General features: G+C 71.0%; 21 protein-coding genes and 4 pseudogenes. 16 read left to right on the plus strand and 9 right to left on the minus strand.

Annotated elements, in window-relative coordinates; all coding sequences use genetic code 11:
• Positions 1-2 precede the first annotated feature (2 nt).
• From ACE7GA_RS25865 to ACE7GA_RS25880, 4 genes and pseudogenes are all read right to left on the minus strand, one after another.
• The gene (locus tag ACE7GA_RS25865; RefSeq protein ID WP_376093618.1) at positions 3-1,379 is read right to left on the minus strand and encodes a serine hydrolase domain-containing protein; all 1,377 of its coding nucleotides are present in this window, start codon (positions 1,377-1,379) and stop codon (positions 3-5) included.
• A gap of 28 nt (positions 1,380-1,407) precedes the next feature.
• Positions 1,408-1,680, minus strand: a pseudogene (locus tag ACE7GA_RS25870) (integrase core domain-containing protein); the annotation flags it as partial.
• A gap of 70 nt (positions 1,681-1,750) precedes the next feature.
• Positions 1,751-2,635, minus strand: a pseudogene (locus tag ACE7GA_RS25875) (IS630 family transposase).
• A gap of 76 nt (positions 2,636-2,711) precedes the next feature.
• Positions 2,712-4,247 carry an amidohydrolase family protein gene (locus ACE7GA_RS25880; protein ID WP_376093621.1) on the minus strand — a complete coding sequence of 512 codons (1,536 nt, stop codon included), beginning with the start codon at positions 4,245-4,247 and terminating at the stop codon, positions 2,712-2,714.
• An 850-nt stretch (positions 4,248-5,097) separates the two neighbouring features.
• Between ACE7GA_RS25880 and ACE7GA_RS25885 the strand changes: the two genes are divergently transcribed.
• The 14 genes from ACE7GA_RS25885 (at position 5,098) to ACE7GA_RS25950 (ending at position 15,237) form a co-directional block, all read left to right on the plus strand.
• A complete protein-coding gene (locus tag ACE7GA_RS25885) occupies positions 5,098-6,138 on the plus strand; it encodes a PotD/PotF family extracellular solute-binding protein (protein WP_376093624.1) in 1,041 nt (346 codons plus the stop codon).
• 201 nt (positions 6,139-6,339) lie between these two features.
• Positions 6,340-7,605, plus strand: coding sequence for an ABC transporter ATP-binding protein (locus ACE7GA_RS25890; protein ID WP_376093627.1), 1,266 nt, complete (start codon positions 6,340-6,342; stop codon positions 7,603-7,605).
• A complete protein-coding gene (locus ACE7GA_RS25895; RefSeq protein WP_376100530.1) occupies positions 7,605-8,276 on the plus strand; it encodes an ABC transporter permease in 672 nt (223 codons plus the stop codon). Before ACE7GA_RS25890 ends, ACE7GA_RS25895 begins: the two co-directional genes overlap by 1 nt.
• On the plus strand, positions 8,273-9,085 hold the full coding sequence (locus tag ACE7GA_RS25900) for an ABC transporter permease (RefSeq protein ID WP_376093630.1): 813 nt from the start codon (positions 8,273-8,275) through the stop codon (positions 9,083-9,085). The genes ACE7GA_RS25895 and ACE7GA_RS25900 overlap by 4 nt, the downstream gene beginning before the upstream one ends.
• On the plus strand, positions 9,082-9,258 hold the full coding sequence (locus ACE7GA_RS25905) for a hypothetical protein (RefSeq protein WP_376093633.1): 177 nt from the start codon (positions 9,082-9,084) through the stop codon (positions 9,256-9,258). Before ACE7GA_RS25900 ends, ACE7GA_RS25905 begins: the two co-directional genes overlap by 4 nt.
• Positions 9,228-9,515 carry a hypothetical protein gene (locus ACE7GA_RS25910; RefSeq protein WP_376093636.1) on the plus strand — a complete coding sequence of 96 codons (288 nt, stop codon included), beginning with the start codon at positions 9,228-9,230 and terminating at the stop codon, positions 9,513-9,515. The genes ACE7GA_RS25905 and ACE7GA_RS25910 overlap by 31 nt, the downstream gene beginning before the upstream one ends.
• Positions 9,512-10,183 carry a hypothetical protein gene (locus ACE7GA_RS25915; protein WP_376093638.1) on the plus strand — a complete coding sequence of 224 codons (672 nt, stop codon included), beginning with the start codon at positions 9,512-9,514 and terminating at the stop codon, positions 10,181-10,183. Before ACE7GA_RS25910 ends, ACE7GA_RS25915 begins: the two co-directional genes overlap by 4 nt.
• The gene (locus tag ACE7GA_RS25920) at positions 10,180-11,202 is read left to right on the plus strand and encodes a carbohydrate kinase family protein (protein ID WP_376093641.1); all 1,023 of its coding nucleotides are present in this window, start codon (positions 10,180-10,182) and stop codon (positions 11,200-11,202) included. Before ACE7GA_RS25915 ends, ACE7GA_RS25920 begins: the two co-directional genes overlap by 4 nt.
• Positions 11,199-11,984 carry a BtpA/SgcQ family protein gene (locus ACE7GA_RS25925; RefSeq protein WP_376093644.1) on the plus strand — a complete coding sequence of 262 codons (786 nt, stop codon included), beginning with the start codon at positions 11,199-11,201 and terminating at the stop codon, positions 11,982-11,984. Before ACE7GA_RS25920 ends, ACE7GA_RS25925 begins: the two co-directional genes overlap by 4 nt.
• A 206-nt stretch (positions 11,985-12,190) precedes the next feature.
• Complete coding sequence (locus ACE7GA_RS25930; protein WP_376093647.1) at positions 12,191-13,180, plus strand: polysaccharide deacetylase family protein; 990 nt, start codon at positions 12,191-12,193, stop codon at positions 13,178-13,180.
• Between the two features lie 516 nt (positions 13,181-13,696).
• Positions 13,697-13,903, plus strand: coding sequence for a hypothetical protein (locus ACE7GA_RS25935; protein ID WP_376093650.1), 207 nt, complete (start codon positions 13,697-13,699; stop codon positions 13,901-13,903).
• 56 nt (positions 13,904-13,959) lie between these two features.
• A complete protein-coding gene (locus ACE7GA_RS25940) occupies positions 13,960-14,259 on the plus strand; it encodes a hypothetical protein (RefSeq protein WP_376093653.1) in 300 nt (99 codons plus the stop codon).
• Between the two features lie 340 nt (positions 14,260-14,599).
• On the plus strand, positions 14,600-15,052 hold the full coding sequence (locus ACE7GA_RS25945) for a cold-shock protein (protein ID WP_376093656.1): 453 nt from the start codon (positions 14,600-14,602) through the stop codon (positions 15,050-15,052).
• Positions 14,950-15,237, plus strand: coding sequence for a cold-shock protein (locus ACE7GA_RS25950; protein ID WP_376093659.1), 288 nt, complete (start codon positions 14,950-14,952; stop codon positions 15,235-15,237). The genes ACE7GA_RS25945 and ACE7GA_RS25950 overlap by 103 nt, the downstream gene beginning before the upstream one ends.
• A 196-nt stretch (positions 15,238-15,433) precedes the next feature.
• Here the strand turns inward: ACE7GA_RS25950 and ACE7GA_RS25955 are convergent, their stop codons facing one another.
• The 4 genes and pseudogenes from ACE7GA_RS25955 to ACE7GA_RS25970 form a co-directional block, all read right to left on the minus strand.
• Positions 15,434-15,646, minus strand: a complete 213-nt coding sequence (locus ACE7GA_RS25955; RefSeq protein ID WP_376093662.1) for a hypothetical protein — start codon at positions 15,644-15,646, stop codon at positions 15,434-15,436.
• A gap of 55 nt (positions 15,647-15,701) precedes the next feature.
• Positions 15,702-15,908 (minus strand): cold-shock protein, encoded by a 207-nt coding sequence (locus ACE7GA_RS25960; RefSeq protein ID WP_376093665.1) that lies wholly within the window; start codon positions 15,906-15,908, stop codon positions 15,702-15,704.
• Positions 15,909-16,526: 618 nt separating this feature from the next.
• Positions 16,527-17,551: pseudogene (locus ACE7GA_RS25965) on the minus strand (DDE-type integrase/transposase/recombinase).
• Positions 17,552-17,650: 99 nt separating this feature from the next.
• A pseudogene (locus ACE7GA_RS25970) lies at positions 17,651-18,769 on the minus strand (IS5 family transposase); the annotation flags it as partial.
• 186 nt (positions 18,770-18,955) lie between these two features.
• Between ACE7GA_RS25970 and ACE7GA_RS25975 the strand changes: the two are divergent.
• Entirely contained in the window at positions 18,956-19,756 is an 801-nt protein-coding gene (locus tag ACE7GA_RS25975) for an alpha/beta fold hydrolase (RefSeq protein ID WP_376093669.1), read from the plus strand.
• The gene (locus ACE7GA_RS25980) at positions 19,746-20,633 is read left to right on the plus strand and encodes an NAD(P)H-binding protein (RefSeq protein ID WP_376093672.1); all 888 of its coding nucleotides are present in this window, start codon (positions 19,746-19,748) and stop codon (positions 20,631-20,633) included. Before ACE7GA_RS25975 ends, ACE7GA_RS25980 begins: the two co-directional genes overlap by 11 nt.
• 6 nt (positions 20,634-20,639) lie before the next feature.
• On the opposite strand, the gene ACE7GA_RS25985 is transcribed toward ACE7GA_RS25980, so the two are convergent.
• On the minus strand, positions 20,640-21,569 hold the full coding sequence (locus tag ACE7GA_RS25985; RefSeq protein ID WP_376093675.1) for a LysR family transcriptional regulator: 930 nt from the start codon (positions 21,567-21,569) through the stop codon (positions 20,640-20,642).
• Positions 21,570-21,623: the final 54 nt, after the last annotated feature.

Consider the following 21,623-nt stretch of genomic DNA (forward strand, 5'->3'; position numbering starts at 1 on the left):
CCTCAGCGGCATATCCGCTTTCGGATCTGGGCATCGATGCGCATGACGTCCGAGGTGGCCGCCGCACCGCACCGCCGGGGTTGGCCGGACGCTGTCCGCCAGGCTCCTCGTCCCTGCCAAGCAAACGCGGAGGTTCCCGGGATCAGTCGAGCCGCCGGTCGATCACCCGCTTGACGCGCCCCCCTCGCCTCCAGCGCCGTGATGCGCCCGCTCTCGCGCAGCACGCGCACGTCGAGCCAGGCGCGGAACAGCGCGCCGGGTATCTGAAGCCGAAGCAGGTCCGGCGCGATGGCATCGACTTCCCACGCCGGGCCGTTGACCACGGGGCCGGCGGCGCGGACCGACATCGCGCCCGCCTCCTCCGTCAGCGTCCAGGTCGTCGCCATCTCGTCGCTGCGGTAGGCCCCTGGCAGGTCTTCCGGCAGCGCGGCACCGGCCGGGGCGCGGTGCCAGATGCCGATAGTGCCCGCGTCCTGCTCCACCTCGACCGCATCCGGGCCGGCCGCCCGCACGAAGAAGACGCTGCTGGAACGCGGGGAGGCGAGGCGCCCGTCCTCCATGGCCTCGGCCGAGACGGTCAGGCCGTTGAGCGCCAGGGTCGGCTTTCCCTCGGCGGATAGCCCGACGTCCAGCGTGGCACTGGTCGCGGGGTCGACGTAACAGCCTTGCAGCGGCTCCAACGTCTCCCGCGGCGGCAGGGCGGGAACGGGGTGCACGCCCGGGCTGCCATCCCGCACGGCGTCGAGCGCCCGGTGTGCCGCGAGGTTGGGGTCGCTGTCCGCGGCGTTGGAGATCGCGATGACCGCGAGGCCGCGGCCTGGGACGCGCAGGAACTCCGTCTTGTAACCGGGCCAGAGGCCGCCTTGGGACACGGTTTCCAGGCCGCGATAGGAGCGCACGACGAGGCCTCGGGCGTAGCGGTTCACGGTGCCGTTCGCGAAGGGCGTCTGCTTCGGAAGGTCGTCCAGCCAGGCGGCCCCGATGCGCCGCGCGTCGAAGTTCCGCGCCCAGAGCGCGAGGTCCATGACGGAGGAGACGAGCCCGCCTTCCCCGTGCAACGGAAAGGCATGCGCCGCGCGGGTCCAGCGGTCCGGGCCGTCGGGGAAGTAGCCCGTGGCGAGGTCCGGGATGGCGTCGGCTACCTTCGCCGTCAGGCGCGTGTCGCACATGCCGAGCGGGGGGAAGACACGGCGTTCCAGGAAGGCCTCGAGCGTCTCGCCCGAGAGCCGCTCGACGATGAGGCCGAGCAGGAGGAAGTTCGAGTCGCTGTAGAGGAACCGCGTTCCCGGCACGAAGTTGAGGGTGCGCTGGCGGCAGATGCCGTCGATCAGGTCGTGCAGCCGGACGGGCGTGCCGAGATCGGCGCCGCCGTGGCGCATGATCTCCAGCATTGGGATTGACCCGCTTTCACGGCTCTTCCGCGCTTTGCGTGGAAGAGCCACGGAGCCGGGACAATCCCACAGGAACGTTGCCGATCGGCTTGAGGAGACGGCGGTTGTTGAACCAGTCCACCCAAATGAAGGTGGCGCACTCGACGGCCTCGGACGATCGCCAGGGGCTGGGGCGCCAGATCATCTCGGCGTTGAACAGGCCGATCACGCTCTCTGCGGGCGCGTTATCGTAGCAATCTCCTACGCTCCTAACCGATGGATAGATCCCGGCCTCGAGCAGTCGCTCCGTCGGATTGGGACTGGGATGCCGCCGCTCCGGTGGTTCTGCCGCGCTTTGCGCGGATGACAGCGTGATCGGCTCAGGTTGAGGCGTAGCCTGCGTTGCGGAGGTACTTGGCACACCCTTCGGGGTTGAAATGGTCGAGGAGGGCACCGACGCGGTGCCGGACGGCGGCGATGAAGCGCTCATCGGCACGGCGGAGGAGGGTCTTGAGTTTGGCGAAGGCCAGCTCGATGGGGTTGAGGTCGGGCGAGTAGGGCGGCAGGAACAACAGGTGGGCGCTGGCTGCGCGGATGGCAGCGCGCACGGTGCGGCTCTGGTGGCTGCCGAGATTGTCGAGCACCACGACATCGCCGGTCGGGAGGCTGGGGACGAGGAACTGCTCCACCCAGGCGAGGAAGAGGGCGCCGTTGATCGAGCCGTCTATGACGCGGGGTGCGGCGATGCGGCCATGGCAGAGCGGGGCAAGGAAGGTCATTGTCGTCCAGCGCCCGTGGGGGACGCGACCAAGGAAGCGCGGGGCGCGCGGCCGTGGGTGCGGCTCATGTTCGTCTTGGTCCAGGTCTCATCCGCGAAGACGAGGCGGGAGGGGTGGATTCGGTGCTGGCGACGCCGCCACCGCGCCCGCTTGGCCGCGACGTCAGGCCGGTGCTGCTCGGCAGCGTGCAAACTTTTCTTGGAAGTGAGCCCCTCGGCGGCAAGGAAGGACCAGACCGCGCCGTAGCTCACACGCACGCCGCGGACGGGAAGCTCGGACCGGAGGCCGCGCACGGTCAGGTCAAGCGCGGCGGCCACGCGCGCCAGCAGCCAGTCTCGCTCGGGAAGCAGGATGGGCCGCCTTCCCCCCATCGACCGCAGCGCATTCCCCCGTCTCACGCTGAGCCGCCACCCAACGGATCACGCTCGACCCACCCGCCCCGAAGAGGGTCGGCACCCCGCCGCAACTGCGCCCCGCGACCGCCAGGGGCCTTTAAGCAGGCAACACCTCGAATCAGCCCGGCCGCCCCGCCGCCATCACCACACGACTCAAGCTCACGCGATCACGCTCCAGGGGGTTCGTCGAGCCACCCGTCGTAGAAGGCCCGCACGTGCGGGAACACGTCGCGCGCGAAGACGCGGCGCGCCTCCTCCTCGGGCGTCAACGGGCGCGCCAGCCTTGCCGCGATCTCGGCAAGGACGGCGTCGCGGTCGACCCGGGTGAAGACGCCGTCCGCGTAGACGACCTCCCCGGCGACGAGCACCGTCTTCACGCTCTCCGTCTTCGCTCGCTGAACCAGTACGTCGACGGGCGGGATATCCGGGCTCTGCCAGGGCCAGATGACACGGCGTCCGTCGAACACCACCGCGTCGGCGAAGCAGCCGGGCGAGAGGCGGCCGATCGCGTTGCCGAAGGGTGTGGTGCCGGCGCCGTGCTCCGTCGCCATCCGCAGGATCTGCGCCGGCGTCGGATGCGGCGCGCCGATTCCCGGCTCCCGATGCAGCCGCAGCGCAAGCCGCATTTCCTGCAGCATGTCCCGGTCGTCGTTGATCCCCGCCTCGTCCATCCCGAGCGCGACGGGGATGCCGGCGGCGAGGAAGCGGTTCACTGGTGCGACGCCGGACTTGAGCCGGAGGTTCGAAGAGCAGTTGTGACAGATGCGGGTGCCGGTCTGCGCGCAGACGTCGATGTCCGCCTCCGTCATCCAGACGCCGTGTCCGAGCGTGAGGCGCGGCCCCGTCAGTCCTAGGCGGTGCAGATATTCCACAGCCGAACCGCCCGTGCGCCGCCTGGCGTATTCCTTCTGGTATGGTGTCTCAAGCAAGTGCATGTGCATCGGCAGGCCGTGACGGGCGGAGAGGTCCGCGGCCGCCTCCAGGGCCGCGTCGGACAGCCAGTGCAGGTTGGCCGGCGCGACCTGGACCGCGAGACGCGTGTCCCCGGCCGGCAGCGCACGGATGGCATCTAAGAGCTGCACCTGCTCGGCCAACGGCAGGGTGAAACGGGCGAAATAGTCGCGAAGCGCCGGCCGCAACGCTTCGGGCACCCGCGCCGTAAAGGCCGCATCGTCCTCGTACACCAGCCGATTCTGGTCCCGAAGCGCCATCGAGTAGGAGGCGCGCATGCCCACTTCCCGGTAGGCGCCAACGACCTGCGAAGCGGCGGCGAGGATGCGGTCCGGCGTGCCCGGCGCGCGGCTGTGCAGGTGCTGCACCGTCGTGACGCCGGCGGCGATCATCTCGAAGGCCGAGAAAAGCGTGTCCAAGCGCAGGTCCACGTCGCGCAGCGCGATGCGGCTGGCGAACCACAGTTCTAGCGGGTGATCCGGCGAGCCGAGTTGCAACGGCGTCAGCCCGACGTGGTGATGCGCATTGACGAGGCCGGGGATAACGAACGCGTCCGCGTCGCCGATCACGCGTGCCCGAGGCCTGCGAGCGGACAGTTCCGCGAAGGGCGCGACCGCGACCACCTCGTCCCCCGCGACCAGCACGCCGGCGTCCTCGTGTAGGAGCGGGGAGCCGTCGGACCGGAAGCCTTCCAGCACCCAGCGTCCGTGGAGGATCAGTCCGTCCCCGGTCGGTGCATCATCAACGGGCACGCACATCGTCTCCTGCCGCGGCTGCGGGCAGGCCCGCGTCACCCCACCGAAACGCGGGGCAGGGCGATGCTTGCGCGGCCGCAACCCCGATGACAACATCACCGTAATGCTGCGGATCAATGCCCCGGGCCGGACGAAGGTGAGCGGCCGCCGTCGTCGCGGCCGTCCTTGGGCCGCGCCGTCCCGTTCCTGCCGCGCCTACGTCGCGCTCGTCGCAGCGTCCCGCCGAACGACCCCCTGACATCGCTGGGCGCGTGCCCGGACCATGCGGCGCCTTGAAGGCGTCTCGGGCTCCTTATGTCCGCAGGGGTATCCATGTCCTCCGACCGTAGTTGCCACTTCGCTGCTGCCCGCGCGACCGCTTGGCCGACCGTCGTGCCCTGGCGCAGCTCGGGAGTGCGCCGGCGCCCGCCGTCGCGACCGCCTTTCGGGGCCGAGTCGTCGACTTACGGACGGGATGGAGGAGAGCCGCTGGCGCGTCCTGCCCGAACGTGGGGACGTCGTGGTGACGATCGAAGCGTCGGCGCTTGTCCGGCCTTTCAAGGCGTTGCCGGGCGCCGGGCTACCGCACATCACCGGCGTGGCGCAGGGCGCCATCGCCCGTCGGCCGGAACGCGGCCTGATCCGGATCGGCGGCGTCGACGCCGGGAGGCCTCGTTCGCCTTCGGCGCGACCCTGCAGGGCGTATCCGTGCCGCGGGCTCGGTATCTCTGCACGCTTCCGATGCCGCAGGACGTGCTGCCGCCTCGGCCGATCGGCCGCGGCGTCGTCGTCTCGCAGCGCGGCGCCTTCGTCCATCGCTTCGACCACGTCTTCGCCCGCTGACATCGCCAGGAGAGGAACCAAAGCCATGAACAGCACGATCAGCCGGCGCGCGCTCGGCGGCCTCACGGTCGGAGCCGCGCTCGGCACGCCGCGCCTCGCCCGCGCACAGGCCCGGGAACTCATCATCGTCTCCTTCGCCGGACAGCTTCAGGAGCCGCACCAGTGGCTGGCGCGCCGGATGGAGCAGCGCCACCCCGGCCTGCGCATCCGCCTCGTCCCGAGCGAGGCGCAGGATATCGTCGCCCAGATCAAGGCGGCGCAGGGTCAATCGCCCTACGACGCCATGCCGAACGGAGAGCCGCCGCACCTGACCGCGCAGGCGGAGGGCTACATCCAGCGCCTGCGCCCCGACCGCGTGCCGAACGCCGCCAACGTCATCCCGGAGTTCATGGCGAAGTCCGGCGGCTTCGGCGTGCCCGCCAGCTATTCGCTCGTCGGCCTGGCCTACAACACCCGCGTCGTGCGGCGCGAGCCGACGAGCTGGCAGGACCTCTGGCACGCGGACTACCGCGGCAAGGTCGCCATCCCCCGCGCCTCCTCCAACCTCGGCCTCGCCGTGCTCGCGATCATCGCCAAGGTCTTCGGCGGGTCGGAGGACAACCTTGCCCCGGCTTGGGAGAAGCTGGCGGCACTGCGGCCGATGGTCGGCCGTTCCCCCACCGCGCTCATCCAGCTTTTGGAGCGGGAGGAGATCGGCGTCGCGCCGATCTGGAACAACGACGCGGCCGGCGCCGCCGCGCGCGGCCTCCCGATCCGCTTCGTCCAGCCCGCGCCGGGCCCAGTCTCGCTCATCTCGTTCATGTCGGAGATCACCAACACCCGGCATCCCGACCTGGTCCAGGAGTGGATGAACGACATCCTCTCCGCCGAATACCAGCAGCACGCGGCCAACGCGCCCTACTTCTTCGGCCCGACGGTTCGCGGCGTGGCCGTGCCCGAAGCGGCGCGCGGCTACACGCCCTCGACCCCCGCGGAGGTCGCGGCGCTGCAATCCGTGGATTGGGCCAGGATCGCACCGGCGCGCGGCCGCATCCTGGAGCAGTTCGACCGCACCTTCGCGGGTTGACGGCGTGACGGTTCCGTCGGGCGCCGGAAGTTGTTGGGCCGACATGGCCCGTCGGTTTACGGCCAGGGCCGTTGGCCCGACAGGTGCGGGCGATGCGCTGCGGGGTGCAGCCGTCCGAGGCGCGGCGCGGCGCAGCTCGCGTCCGCCGGTGGCGGTCGGCATCCGCGCCGTCACGGTGCCTGCCACCTTCGGGTTCGGCGCATGAGCCACGTCGAGGTCGCGGGCGTCAGCAAGCGGTTCGGCGCGGCGGCCGTCCTTCGTGATTGCCGGCTCTTCATTCCCCAAGGGGCAGTGCTGACGCTGCTCGGCCCCTCTGGCTGCGGCAAGACGACGCTGTTGCGCATCATCGCTGGCTTCCTTGATCCGGACGAGGGCGAGGTGCGCGTCCGGGGGCGTGACATCACCGACCTGCCGCCCAACCGCCGCCAGGTCGGCTACGTCTTCCAGAACTACGCCCTGTTCCCGCACCTGACGGTGGCGCAGAACGTCGCCTACGGGCTGCGCGTCGGCCGCCGACCGCGGGCGGAGATCGCGGAGCGCGTGCGCGCCGCGCTGGCGATGGTCGCGCTCGACGGCTTCGCCGACCGCTACCCGGCCCGGCTCTCCGGGGGGCAGCAGCAGCGTGTCGCCATCGCCCGCTCCCTCGTAATGGAGCCTGAGGTGCTGCTGCTGGACGAGCCGTTCAACGCGCTGGACGCGCGGCTGCGCCTGACCATGCAAGTGGAGTTGCGCAAGCTCATCTCCCGGGTCGGCATCACCTCCATCTTCGTTACCCACGATCAGACCGAGGCCATGACGATGTCCGATCAGGTCGCGGTGATGCGCGAGGGGCGGATCGAGCAGGTCGCCCCGCCGCTCGAGATCTATGACCGGCCCGCCACGCCCTACGTCGCGACCTTCATCGGCCGCGCCAACGTCGTGCCCGTGGCGGTGCGGGGGGCGCGGTGGAAGGCCTGCCCGGCATTCCGGTCGCCCGCCCGGATGGCCCGGCCGCGCTCGTGCTGCGGCCCGAGAATCTGCGTGTTCTCGGCCCTGGGGAGGATACGCCGGGATGGCAGGGGCGCGTGGCCTTCGCCTCCGCCGAGGGTCCGACGATGGAGGTGGAGGTCGAGGCCGGGTTGCCCGAGCCGCTGCGCGCCGTCTTGCCGCGCCGCGCGGGGAGGTGCCGCCGATGCCGGGGACCGCGCTGCGCCTCGGCATCGCCGACCCGGCGGGCTGCGCCGTGATCGCGTCCCATGCGGCCTGACGCCACCGCCGGCCCGCGGCTGCTACGCCGCGTGCTCCGGGGCCGCGGTATCTGGCCCGCCGTGCCGGCGCTCGCATTCCTCGTCGTCTTCCTCGTCCTGCCGATGGTTACGCTGCTCGCCTTCGGCTTCGTCACGGTCGAGCGCGGGCGCGTCTCGGGCGACGGCTTCACCCTCTCCCACCTTCAACGGGCCCTCGCCGATGACCTGGTCTGGCGGCTGATGTGGCGGAGCTTTTGGGTCGCGGCGGTCTCCTCGCTGCTCTGCCTCCTGCTGGCCTATCCCGTCGCCTGGCTCTTCGCAGAGGCACGGGGGATCTGGCGCATGCTGATCCTCGTCGCCGTCGTCTCGCCCTTGCTGACGAGCGCGCTGGTGCGCGCCTACGCCTGGATCGTCATCCTCGGCGGGCGGCGCGGGATGCTGAACCAGTCGCTCATGGCCCTGGGGATCATCGAGGACCCGATCCGCATCCTCAACACGGACTGGGCGGTGCTGATCGGCATGACGCAGATCCACCTGCCCTTCATGATCCTGCCCCTGCTCGCCGTCCTGGCCGAGCGCGACCGTCGGCTGGAGGAGGCCTCGATGAACCTCGGCGCCAGCCGGACCGGGACCTTCTTCCGCGTCACCGTCCCGCTGAGCGTGCCGGCGATCTTCGCGGGCCTCGCGCTCGTCTTCGCCGTGTCCTACACGAACTTCATCGTGCCCCAATTGCTGGGGGGCGGTGGCTACTCCACCCTCGCCATGCAGGTGTACGAGCAGACCATCGTCGTGCTGGACTGGACCCGCGGCGCGGTGCTGGCGACGATCCTGCTTTCCACCTGCTTCGCCTTCGTACTGGCGATCGTCGCGGCCGGGAACCGGCTGGCGCGCTGGTCGGAGCCGGCGCGATGAGGCGCCGCGCCGTCCTGCCCGTGGACCGGTTCGGCGGGGCGCTCCTCGGGTTAGTGGCCGGGTTCTCCCTCCTCCTTCTCGTGGGGCCGAGCCTGATCGTCATCGCCATCAGCTTCGAGCCGCGGGCCTTCATCTCCTTCCCGCCCTCCGGCTTTTCCACGCGCTGGTACGCAGCGGTGTTCGAGAACCGGCAACTGACGGATTCGATCTGGGTCAGCCTGGAAACGGCGTTCTGGGTGACGATCGGGTGCGTCGCGATCGGCGTGCCTGCCGCCTTCGCCTCGGTCCGCGGCACTTTCCCCGGCCGGTCCGCCGCCAACGCCTTCCTGCTGGCGCCGCAGATGATGCCGGGCATGGTCATCGGCATCGCCAGCCTGTTCTTCGGCGCCTATGTCGGCTTCCGCGCGTCCAATCTCATGCTCGTTACGGCGTTGACGGTGTTCTGCCTGCCCTTCGCGATACGGATCTGCATGGCGCGGCTCGCGGGGCTCGACCCGCGGCTGGACGAGGCTTCGGCGAACCTCGGCGCCGGGCGCATGGAGACCTTCCTGCGCGTGACGGTGCCGCAACTCGGCCCGGCGCTGCTGGCCGCCGCCGCCTTCACCTTCATCGAGGCCTTCGACAACGTCACGGTCGCGCTCTTCACCTCCGACGTGCGGGGACGGCCGCTTCCCGTGGAGCTCTACTACCTCGTGCAAAACGACTCGACCCCGGCCATCGCCGCCCTCTCGGCGATGGAGATCCTGCTGTCCTTCGCGGTCCTGCTGGTGATGGCCCGGACCGTTGGGCTGGAGAGGCTCGGCCGATGACCGACCCGCGCTTTGCCGCCCTGCGGGGCGAGCCCTCCACCGACGCGCCGCGCGACCCCGCGCGGCTGGCGCGGGTCGAGCGCACGCGGCAGGAGATGCTGGCCCAGGGCGCCGCCATCGCGGCGACGCTGGGGGGAACGCCATGGCCCTGGCTCAACTGGCCGCCCGGCTGAAGGGGCGGGCGGTGACGGAGGTCGTCATCGCCGGCTGCGGCGATTCCTGGTTCGCCGGCCTCGCGGCCCGCGGCGCCTACCGCGCCCGCCTCGGGGTGCCGGCCGTCGGCGTGCAGGCCCTGGACTGGGCGCTCTACGACGCGGACCTCGCCGGACCCGGCACGCTCGTCTTCGGCATCTCGGCCGGCGGCAATACGCCGGCGGTGATGGAGGCGCTGGAACGCGCCGGGGCACGGGGGCCATTACGGTCGGCGTGACGAACACGCCGGGCAGCCCGCTCCACACGGGCTTCCATGCCGGGCTTCTGGTGCAGGCGACGCGCAAAGGCTGGCCGACGCAGTCCACGACGGCCTGCATCGCCCTGCTCGTCGCGGCCGCCGAAGCCATGGCGCCCGATCCGGACCTCGCGGAGGCATTGCGCGGCCTGCCGGAGAGGGCGGATGCGGTCTCCACGCTCGCGGCGGAGCCGATGGCGGAGGCCGGCCGGACCTTCGCCGCGGCCGGCTTCCTGGCCTTCACAGGGGCCGGTCCCTACGCCGCCATGGCTGCCATTGGCGCGGCCAAGGTCCGCGAGCTGGGCCCTGTCCATGCCGTCGCCTGGCCCCTGGAGGAGATGCACCACTACCGCGCGCAGAAGGAAGGCGATCCGCTGGTCATGCTGGCGCCCGACGCCGCGTCGCGCCCGCGCGCGCTGGACACCGCGATCGTGGGCGCCGGCGTCGGCGGGCGGACGCTCGCGATCCTCGGGGCCGAGGACGCTGAGATCGCGGGGCTTGTTGAGCGCCACCTCGTGCTGCCGCCGGCGCATCCGCTGCTGCTTCCGCTACTGGCCGCCATCCCGCTGCATCACCTCGCGCATGCCTACGCCGTGGCGAGGGCGGAGGCGGGCCTCGGGTATCCCGGCGCCTGGCCGCGCGGGTCGTGACGCCGGAGCTCTTCACCGCGGGCGGCGTGATGCTGGACTGCATCGTCACGGCAGACGGCGCGCTGGCGCTTGAGGTACCGGGCGGCAACGCGCTGCATTCGGCGGTCGGCGCGGCCGTCATGGGCGCACGCGCCGGGATCGTCGGCCGCGTTCCGCAGGACTTCCCCTTCGCCGCGCTCGCTGCCTCGCCGGTCGACCTCGGCGGCCTGCTGCGGGAGGCAGCGCCGATGCCCGCGCCCGAGTGGTTCTTCCACCGGTCCGACGGAAGCCGCGTGGACCGGCTGCACGCCACGGTCGCCGAAGCCGCGGCCTTCGGCGTCCAGGGCGGGCGGATCGCGCCCGCGCTCGCCCGGGCCTGGGAAGGATATCTGCTGTCCCGAGCCGACCCGCAGGGCGGCTGGGCGGCGTTCCGCGCTGCCCATCCGGTTGGGCCGCAGCAGGTGCCGGGGGCGTGGTGGTCGGCCCGCGGCGTCCACGTCGCGCCAGGGCCGACGGCATCGCAACTGGCGCTGGCCCACGCGGCGCGCGCCGCGGGGATGCTGGTCACGCTCGATCCCGGCTTCACGGCACGTGGTTTGTCGCCCGACTCGCTGTCAGCGCTGCTCGCCACCTGCGACGTCTTCCTGCCGAGCGAGGCGGAGCTTCGCGCGCTGCGCCCAGGCCTCGCCCCCGCGGCGGCCCTGGCCTCGCTTGCCGTGCCCGGTGGCCCCCTCCTCATCGCGAAACTCGGCGGCGCGGGCGCACTGGTGCTCGACCCGGCCGAGGGCGTTGCGCATCCTGTGCCCGCATTGCGCACGACGGCGCCGGACCCGACCGGCGCGGGCGACGCCTTTGCCGGCGGATTGCTCGCCGGGCTGCTGCGCGGCGAGCCGCCTGTGGCAGCGGCCCGTCGCGGCGCCGTCGCGGCCTCCCTCGCCGTCCAGGGGCCGGGGGCCCTTGCCCCGCTGCGCGCGCCGGCCGCCGAGGTCACGGCCCGGCTGGCCGCCCTGCAAGACCTGCCGGTACGGAGTGCCTCGTGAACGCCTTCCTCGCCGCCCGCCCGCTCGTGGTCGCGGCACTCCACCTGCCTGATCCGGTGGCCGGGCCGAAGCGCTCGCCCGCTTGGCTTGAGGATTACGTGCTGACGAACGCGCGCCTTTTCGCCGAGGCGGGCGTGCCGGCGGTCAAGCTGCAGGACCAGACGCGCGCCGCCGGGCGTGCGTCGGCGGAGACGGTAGCGCTGATGGCTTCGCTCGGCCGCCTGCTGCGGCGCGAGTTCCCGGCCATCCATCTCGGCATCATCCTGCAGGCCCATGACGCGGAGGCGCCGATCGCGGTGGCGCATGCGGCCGGCGCCTGCTTCGTGCGCCTGAAGGTCTTCGTCGCCGCCGCCGTCGGGGCGGAGGGAACGAAGCAGGCGCTCGCGGTCTCCGCCCGCGCCTGCCGCGCAGCGCTGCCTGCGCCGGGGGTCGCCATCCTGGCGGACGTCTTCGACCGCACGACCATCCCGCTCGTCGCCATCCCGCCGGAACGCGCGGCGCTCTGGGCCGAGGGGCTGGGCGCCGACGGCCTCGTGCTGACGGGCGCCGACTTCGGCGACAGCCTCGCGCGCATCCGCGCGGCGCGTGGTGCTGGCGTCCGCGTCCCGATTTTGTTGGGCGGCGGCGTGACGGAGACAAACGTTGCCGAGGCCCTTTGCGTCGCGCAGGGTGTCATCGTCTCCTCCTCGCTCATGCGGAAGGATGCAGGACCGGACGGCCTTCTGCGCTGGGACCGCGACGCCACGAATCGCCTAATGGACCGCGCCCGCGCCGCGGCGTGAACCGGCTCGCGGCGTGCCGATCGCTCGGGTCAGGCAGGAGGGCGGCCGGCATGCGAACCCTCCTCCGCGACTCCGACCGGAACGAGGCCGCGGTGCGGGGACGGGCCTGCCCGTGCGCCAGCACCCGCGGCGCCCGGTAGCACGCCGGCGATGCGCCGGACGCGGCCGACCCGCCCTGAGCACAGGGCCCGCCTTGAGCATAGGGGATGATCCTCATGACGCTGACGACCGACCGCGACCTCGCGGGTTACCGGGGCCGGCCGCCCGACATCCGTTGGCCGGGCGGCGCACGCCTGGCCGTCTCCGTGGTCGTGAACGTGGAGGAAGGAGCGGAACTCACCCTCGCCATGGGGGACGAGCGCAACGAGCACGTCTACGAGGCGGTGGAGCGGGTGGAGGGAGTACGCGACCTCTGCATGGAGAGTCATTTCGGATACGGCACCCGGGCGGGCTGGCCGAGGATCCGCGCGCTCCTCCGTCGCTACGGTGTCCCGGCTACCCTCAATGCCTGCGGCCGCGCCGTCGCACTCTCCCCCTGGATCGTCGAGGAAGCGGTGGCGGACGGGCACGAGGTCATGTCACACGGCTGGCGCTGGGAACGCCACGCCAACATGCCGGAGGCGGAGGAGCGTGTCGCCATCGCGCGCGCCGTCGCCGCGATCGCGGAGGCCGCGGGAACGCCGCCCGTCGGCTGGCACACCCGCTCCGCCACCTCCCCCAACACGCGGCGGCTGCTCGGTGAGCATGGCGGCTTCCTGTACGACTCCAACGCCTACGACGACGACATCCCTTACCTCGTCGAGGCTGCGGGCCGGCCGCTCGTCGTGCTGCCCTACGCCTTCGACACGAACGACATGCGCTTCACCAACGGGGGCGGGTTCGTGCAGGGGGAGGACTTCGCGCGTTACTGCATCGCGGCTTTCGACCGGCTCTACGACGAGGGCGATGACGCGCCCCGCATGATGTCGGTCGGGCTGCACCTGCGCATCATCGGCCGACCTGCGCGCATCGGCGGCCTGGAAACGCTTCTCGCCCACATGGCCTCGCGCCCCGGCGTCTGGTTCGCGCGGCGCGAAGCGATCGCGCGGGCTTGGCGCGCCGGGCTCGGGCTGCCGGCCTGGTCGCCGGCACCGGCGCTCTCGTCCTTTGTTCCAGGACTACTCCGCGGTGCGTCCCAACCGGCACGTTCCTCGTGATGCGTCGCGCGAGAGTCAGCCTGAGAAGACACGTGCGAAGCGGGCTGGACGTCGGAGGGCGTGGTCTGCGTCGCCCATCCCCGCGTGCCGCAGGACGGATCGCTCGCTGACGTCGTCGCCGCCGACCCACTCCTCGCGCCGCACCTCGGCCAGCAAGCGCGCACCGAAGACCGCGCGGCCGCGCTCGGCGCGCTCCTGTTCAACCGCTTACGGCGCCGATGCCACGCGGCTGCAGGACCGTGCGGCGATGCCGTGGCCCATTTTTCAACCTGTGGAACGGAGGCCCCTGGTCGAAGTGGGCTGTCTCCTTCCACGCGGGGGCACAGCTCGAACGCAACTGGCGTCCTTTCAACGTGGAACACGTCGCGGTGAGGAGCCTCACGCCGGCATGTCCGCAGGCGCGGGGACGTGTGAGAGGTCGTAAGAGGGGCGCTTCCCCAGCAGTTGGACTCCATGACGATCATCAGTACGAAGCCGGGCACACCCAGGCACAGGTACCCCAGCCCCCATGGCCTGTTGGCTCAGCTGCCCCTTCCGAGCGACGCGATCGCCGGGGCGGCCGAAGTCGTGGTGGAACGCCAGGGCCTCTCGGGCGGGCGCTGGGCTTGGCGCGTCGTCCGGGACAGCCGCACGCTCCTCTCGAGCAGTCGGCACTACGCTGGCGCGGAGGAGGCGTATGCGGTCGGGGTCCAGGTCTGGAAGGCGCGCCGGGTGCGGGGTTGATTGGCGCTGCGAGGGCAACGTCGTACTCGACCAGAAGCGCAGGAAGGAGAACGCCGATGTCGCAACTCACCTACCATGTCCAACAGGTCGGCTCCGGCTGGACCGTGCGACACGCCGGCCGCGAATACACCGGCTACAGCTCGGGGGACGCGGCGCTGGAGTCGGCCATCAACGTGGCACGCAAGCTCAGCCTCAATGGCCACGAGACCGAGGTAGTGCTCGAAGGCACCGATGGGACGTCGTCGGTGGTCTGGCGCTCGGAGAACACGGTGCCAACGATCGACAACATGATGGATTTCTCAGCGGTGACGGGCCCCCAACTCCAAGGCGGCAAACGGCAGTCTGGCGAGCCATGAGGAGCGCATGAACGCAGATGACCACGCCACCTAAGCTGCCGATGCCATCCGTGACCTGCTGACGGGCACGCTGGACGACCGCGCGCTCGCTCGCGCGAGGTGACGAGCGAGCTGCCGGGCGGCAACTCCGAGCTTCGGTGGGCGCCCTCCGCCGCACTAGGCCGGAACCTCCTCTCCGGCTAGCCCGGAACGGTGCGAGATGGGCAGCCGCCGGTCTCCCGGTCGTTCCCAGAAGCTTCTATGAACGGGGCAGTTGATGCGGCCGGGGCGCTACGGAGCGACGGGTCCGAGACAGCTGGAACGATGGTCCTCCCCTCGACGTGACAAGAAGGCTTGACCGATGAGCGATACGAACGACTGGCGGCGCGACCGCAAATCCCGAAAGCCGGGGGGCGGGAGGGATCCGTTCGAGGAGGGCGAATGGTCCGCCCCATCTCCGTCCCCCTACGGCGGCGCGCCATCCCCAAGGCGGGATGCGGGCGCGTCCGGCACGGAGACGGGGGCGGTCGTGAAGCGCTTCGATCCAGCCAGGGGATTCGGCTTCGTCACGCTCGAGGGCGGCGGGGGCGACGCCTTCCTGCACATCAGCGCCCTTCAGCGCGCGGGCGTCGATGCGGTTACGCCTGGGACGCGCCTGAGGGTGCGGGCAGGCGGGGGCGAGCGGGGGCCGCAGGTCACGGAGGTTCTGAGGTGGGCGAGGCGGGCGAAGCCCCGCCGAGTGCTCGATCACCGCGCCCGGCGTTCCGGGATGCGGCACCGGTCGGTGCGGGCGAGGAAGTCCGGGGTACGGTGAAGTGGTACAATGCCGAGAAGGGCTTCGGCTTCATCGCTCCGGAGGGTGGCGGCAACGACGTGTTCGTGCACGCGACGGCGCTCGAGCGGAGCGGGACGGCGGCCCTGTCGGAGGGACAAGCCGTCACGATGCAGGTCGCCCAGGGCAAGAAGGGCCTGGAGGCGACGACGGTCAGGCCCGCGTAGTCAGGATTGCCGTCTGCCCCCGCGTCCGAGGGGGCAGCGGCGCGCCTCGCGCAGGGCACACCGCCGGTCGCGAGCGGTCTTTCGATAGGCCAGGAGGGCGGAGGCCTTGCCGCGGTCGCCGTGGTTCGTGCCCTCGGGAAAGCTCACCAGGAACGATCAGCCTCGTCGGCGAAAAGCTTCGACGAGGCCAACCATGTCAGCCCCAGATTCCGGCGGGCGCGGGGGTGAGCTGCTTTTCGCGCAGCACCCGCTCGTGTCCGTCCTGGGTGCCGCGGGCGCGGTAGGTCCGGTCGTGGGCGTCGCCCGGGAGGGCGCGCGTGATGGTGTAGGACCCTCGCGAGCCCGGCCCGTCGCTCATCTCCGGACGGAAGTCCACCTTCTGCCCGATCGTGTACTTGTGCGGTGCCATGGGCATTCCTCGCTCGTGTCAGGGAAACTGGGGGGCCGGAGCCCCCCATTTCCCGTCAGGCGCGCTGCAGCGCGCTCGCGGCGGCCTTGCCGTTCCGCCCGACCTCGACCTCGAAGCCGACCTTCTGGCCTTCATTGAGGCTACCCAGGCCGGAGCGCTCGACCTCGGAGATGTGGACGAAGACGTCTGCCGAGCCGTCCTGCGGCTGGATGAAGCCGAAGCCCTTGGTGGCGTTGAACCACTTCACGGTACCAGTTGTCATTCTCGTGTTCCTTACATCCACGAGCGCCGCGACGCGGACATCGCGTCACGGGTCAACACGAGATGCAAGGTGTTGGGAACGGAAGCTCGGCACCCCCGGAGGGGATTGGAGGTCGGGCCGAACGATCTGATGCGACGCACGTTGTATGGCATGCCCGTGCTCTCGTCGCAAGCTGATGGCGCGAGGGGGCTGGCGGGCCGAGACCTCGCCGGACCCCACGCCTGAACCGCAGCGGGCCTGCTAGCGGCCATCTTCATGATGTGAGGCTTGAATGAGCGCCAACAGCAACAGCGATTCGGACGCCGTGCGCGAAGCTCGGAGGAGGTATGAGCTTCACCGGCGAGCGCGGGGCGACATGCCCCCTGCTTCGGGAGGATCGCCAAACTCGCTCGAGGGGACGCTGTCCGACATCTCGGCGGAGGTCACGGCGGAAGCCGCCGAACGGCGTGACCGTGAAGGCAAGCCGCCGTCTGACACGGCTCCCTGAAGGCGAGCACGAGGAAGCGGCGCTCGTCCCCCCGCCAAGCGAGAGTGGAATCGACCCGAGTCTTTGGGGTTAACCTGTCATGCCACGCGTCCAGCACCGGCGGTCCGACGAGCGACGGCCTGGTGACACGCTCACGTTGAAGGCGGCGACCGAGGCCTACCTCTCCCCATGTCAGGTCGCGAGACCTTCTTGGCAGCTTCGGCCACGAGGCGTGCCTTGGTGATGTCCTGCGGCCCGGCGCGGCCATGGGGTTTGCCGCGGGCGAGCTTGCGGCGAGCTTTGAGCCGTTCGGCGACGACTTGGTCAGGGGTCTTGCCGTCGAGGACGCGCTGGCGCCGGGCGTTGTAGGCGGCGTTGAACCCCCCGGAGCAGCGTCTCGAGCCCTGCGTGGGAGTAGATGGTGATGCCGAGCACCTCGCTGCTGACCGGCCGTTGAAGCGCTCGACCATCCCATTCGTCTGGGCGATCGGGGGCGGGTGTGGCGGTATTCCGCACCGAGCTCGGCACAGACGCGGGCGAAGCGGTCCGTGAAGCGGCTGCCGTTGTCGGTCGGCACGTGGGTGATGCGGAAGGGAAAGGCGGCGGCGGCCTCGCGGAGGAAGGCGATGGCACTCTTCTCCGTCTCGTCGTCCTTCACGGCGAGGTGGACGGAGCGGGAGCGGCGGTCGATGGCGACGTAGAGGTACCTCTTGCGGCGCTCGCCATTGGCAGCCTGCAGCTTCGGAAGGTGTTTGATATCGATGTGGAGGAAGCCGAGGTCGTAGTCCCGGAAGGTGCCCGTGCCGCGTTTCGGTGCCTCGGGAGTGGGCGACCGCCGCCGGCTCAGCCCCTCGGCGCGGAGGATGCGCCAGATGCTGTCGCGATTGAGATGCGGCAGGAAGTGGGGTACCATGAAGGCAAGGTCGTCGAGGGCGAAGTTCGTGGCCCGGCGCAGGGCACAGACCACGGCCCGCTCCTCCTCCGTGGCCTTCCAGGGCAGCACGTGCGGTCGGGCGGAGCGGTCGAGGCAGTCGTCCGGACCACGATTGCTCCACTTGCGCACGGTCTCGGTGCTGATGCCGTAGCGGCGGGCCAGCACGCCAGAGGGCTCGTCGGAGCGGGCGATCGCGGCCCGAACGGCAGGGGTGGTGCGGGCATTGGGGTGGATCTGGAGCACCGTTCACCCCCCTTCCGGCTTCGCGGCTCTGAGGCCTTCGAAGCGGTGCGCATAGTTTGGGATGGCCCACTCGACCGGGTCCCAACAACGTTCTGCGATCAGACATCTCGGCAATCGGACGAGGTTGTAGGCGACGGTCGCGAGGGTGAAGGTCCAAGCGACGCGGGGCAGGCCGCGGTGTCGGGTCTGTCGGAGGGTGGCGGTGGTCTTGATCCAGCCGAAGACCTCCTCGATGCGCTTCCTGATCACCCCGCTGGTCCTCTGGCCGGGATGGCGGGTGGTGCGGGCGTCAATGGACGAGCGTCGGCGTTTGCCGGTTTTGGTGAGGTGGTCGTCGCGGGCCACGTGGGGCGTGACGCGGCGGGCTCGGAGGTCGGCGACGAAGTCGCGCACATCGTAGCCGCGGTCGGCACCGAGGGTGAGACGCCGTCGGGTGGTGCATCGCAGCCGGTCCAGCATGGCGAGCGCCGCCTCGCGCTCGGCGGTGCCCGAGGCGCGCGTGATGCAGGTCAGCCGCACGAGCCCGTTCCGGTTCTCCATCAGCACGTGCCCCGCATAGGCCATCATCAAGGACTGCCCGTCCGCCTTGCGGGCAAGGCGGGCGTCTGGGTCGGTGGTGGAGGCATGCACCTCGTTCCAGCGCTTCTGCCCGCGCCGGTCGGCATCCGCGTTGCGCCCACCCCTGGATGCTGGCGGCGCAGGTGGCCTGCCCTCCGCTCCGTCGGCCTCCCGCTTGGGCCGGAACGACTTCTGGCTTGCCCAGGCTTGGATCAGCGTGCCGGCCACCGAGAAGTGCTCGGACGATAGCAGGGACGCGACCCGCGGCTGGGCGATGATGGCCGCGAGGAAGGCTTGCGCGACATCGCCCGCAAGCAAGCGGTCGCGGCTCTTGGCGAAGGGGGACGCGTCCCACACCGGGGCCTCCATCGAGAGACCCACGAACCAGTGGAACAGCAGGTTGCATTCGAGCTGCTCCACCAGCGCGCGCTCCGAACGCACTGAGTAGAACGCCTGGAGCAAAAGGGCGCGCAGCAGCTTCTCCGGCGCGATCGAAGGCCGCCCGACACGCGCATACAAATCCTCGAACTCGCCCGACAGCGCCTCCAGCGCCTCGTCTACCATCGCCCGGATCAGGCGCAATGGATGGTCCGACGGCACCCGCGCCTCGCGCGACACGTAGGAGAACAACGCCGCACCCCGCCCGTCCACCCCGCGCATCGCACCCTCCAGCCAATCCACCGGAAGGAATCACGTCCCCTCACGCTTCGCGACAGCTTTTCAGCAGCCTGTTAGCCGTGCCTGCGATAACCCGCGGTGCATGCCCCTGTCGCGAAAGCGATGACGACGCGACGGCGGGTGTTTGCCAAGATCCAGACCGGCACTCGTCGCCCTAAGGAGGAAGCCTTGGAGACGACCCGCATCGGACCGTCGCCGTTCATCGCGGTGGACCACGCAGGCAAGGGCGACCTCGTCCTCTTCCTCCACGGCATCGGGGGGAACCGCACGAACTGGCACGATCAGATCGAGGCGCTGAGTAGCCGGTACCACGCTGCCGCGCTCGATGCGCGTGGCTGGGGCCTGAGTGACGACTACGATGGGCCTCTCGGCATAGACGACATGGCGGATGACGCGGTGCGTGTCATGGATCACCTCGGCGCGTCCTCGGCGCACGTCGTGGGCCTCTCGATGGGTGGGCTCGTCGCGCAGCATATCTGGTACCGGCACCCCGGCCGGGTCCGGAGCCTCGTCCTCTGCGATACCAGCCCCGGCCTGGCCCGGTCGCAGACACTGGAGGAGCGGGAGGAGTTCCTGCGGCTCCGCGAGGAGCCCCTGCTCGCCGGCAAGACACCCGCCGACATCGCGCCGGGCGTCGCGCGCACCCTCATCGGCTCGAAGGCGCCGCCGGCGGCGCTGCAACGCCTCACGGACAGCCTCGCCGTGCTCCACAAGGAGAGCTACCTGAAGGCGCTGCGGGCCGTCACCTTCCACGAAGTCGCCGGCGACATCGGGACGATCACCGTGCCTTGCCTCCTCCTCGTCGGGACGGAGGATCGCCTCACCCCACCCCGCGTCCACGAGGAGATGCGAGACCGGATCGCCGGCGCGCGGCTCGTCGTGATCCCCGATGCGGGTCACCTGTCCAACATCGAGGCACCCGGTCCGTTCAACGCGGCGCTGCTGGACTTCCTGTCCCATGCGGGGTGAGGCGGACTTCCTCGTCATCGGCGCGACGGGACGCATCGGGCGCGGCGTGGTGAACGGCCTCATCAGGCGCGGACTGCGTCCACGCGTCCTCGCACGCGACCCCGCGAGGATGGTGGCGATCTTCGGCGAGGGGGCGGAGATCGTGGCGGGGGACCTCGACGATCCCGCGTCGCTCCGCGACGCGATGGCCGGGGTGCGATCGGTCTATCTCGCCTCCTCGGTCGGCGCCGGCCTCGTCGCACAGCACGCGCGTGCGGTGGACGCGGCCCGTGCCGCGGGCGCCGAGCACGTCGTGCGAATATCGACAGAGGGCGTGGAGGCGAGCGAGCCGATGGCCCTGTCGGAATGGCATCGGCGCGGCGAGGCCCAACTCGAAGCCTCGGGCCTTGCCTGGACCCACCTGCGGCCCTGCAACTTCATGCACAACATGCTCACTTTCGCGCCGACTGTGGCCGAGCGGGGGCAGATCCGCGCGCCTTTCGGCCGCGGCCGGATGACGCTGGTGGATGTTGACGACATCGCGGCCGTCGCCGTCGCCTGCCTTCTTGGCGCAGAGCACCGGAGGCGGGCCTACAAGGTCACGGGCGACGAATGGCTCGGCTACGACGATGTGGCCGCCGTGATCGGGGACGCCGTCGGGCGGACCGTGCGTTACGTCCCGCTTTCCCCGGACGAAGCGCGGGCGGAGATGAGGGCTGCGGGCTCGCCGCCCTGGCTCATCGAGGACCTGATACGGATGTACGCCCTGCTGCAACGCGACGGGGCGGCGCCGGTGACCGACGTGGTCCGGGCGGTCGCGGGCCGCACGCCGCGCCGCTTTGACGACTTTGCGCGGGAGCACGCCCCGGCCTTCGCGTCCGGCGAAGCGCGGCACTGAACGCCGTCACGCTGCCTCGCGCGGCACTGCGCCGAGGGTGGCACAGGTCGTCCGCAACGCCTGAAGCAGGGCACGCGCCGAGGGCGAGAGCGTGCCGCGCGCCCGCCGGAGCAGGTGTACCTCCCGGTGCCAGGTCGCCTCGGGAACGCTCAGCGGCACGAGGAGGCCTGCCCGCTCCTCCGCCGTAATCGCGAGGCGCGGCAGGTAGGCGAGCGCATCGCCGGCCGCCACCAGCGCCTTCATGAAGGGCAGCGAGTTCGTGTCGATGACGTGCTGGGGGAATGCGACGCCCGCCTGTGCGAAGCGGCGTTCCAGTCCGTCCCGCAGGACTTCCGGCGCGCGCGGCAGCACGAAGGGGAAGGCCGCAAGCCGGTCGAGCGGCACCACACCGGGCCCGGCGAGCGCGTGCCCGGCACGGGCGACAACGGCGACAGTGTCCCGGAAAAGGCTTTCCGCGACGATTGCCTTCGGCACAGGATCTCCGGCCGTGCCGACGACGAAGTCGGTGGAACCATTGAGCAGCGAGGGGAGGTGATGTTCCAGCATCCCCTCCAGCACAGTGATTCGAAGACCAGGCCGCAGCGTCCGAAGGTCCGCGACTGCCTGTGCAAGGACCGATGCGGCGATGCTCGGCCCGGCGCCCACGGTCACGGTGCCCTTCCAGACGTCGGAGAGCCGCTCCATCTCCTCCTGTGCGGTCCGGGCCTCCTCGACGATGAGGCGCGCCCGATCGGCTAGCGCGGCGCCGTGCCGCGTCGGGGTCATGCCGCCTACCGCCCGCTCGAAGAGCTGGACGCCGAGCGAAGCCTCCAACTGGCGGATGCTCTTGCTCAGCGCGGGCTGCGACAGGTTCACGCGCCGCGCCGCCCGGCCGAGGCTTCGTTCGTCCAGGACGGCAAGGAAGTGCGCGAGCGACCGGATCTCGAGGCGGGTCATAACCCGCGGTGATCTCCCCTTGCCCAGCGCGACATTGCGAGGCGCCTTCGCCGG

Origin of the sequence: Roseomonas sp. CCTCC AB2023176 (assembly GCF_042259275.1) — a bacterium.
In the GTDB taxonomy this organism is placed as follows: Bacteria; Pseudomonadota; Alphaproteobacteria; order Acetobacterales; family Acetobacteraceae; genus Roseomonas.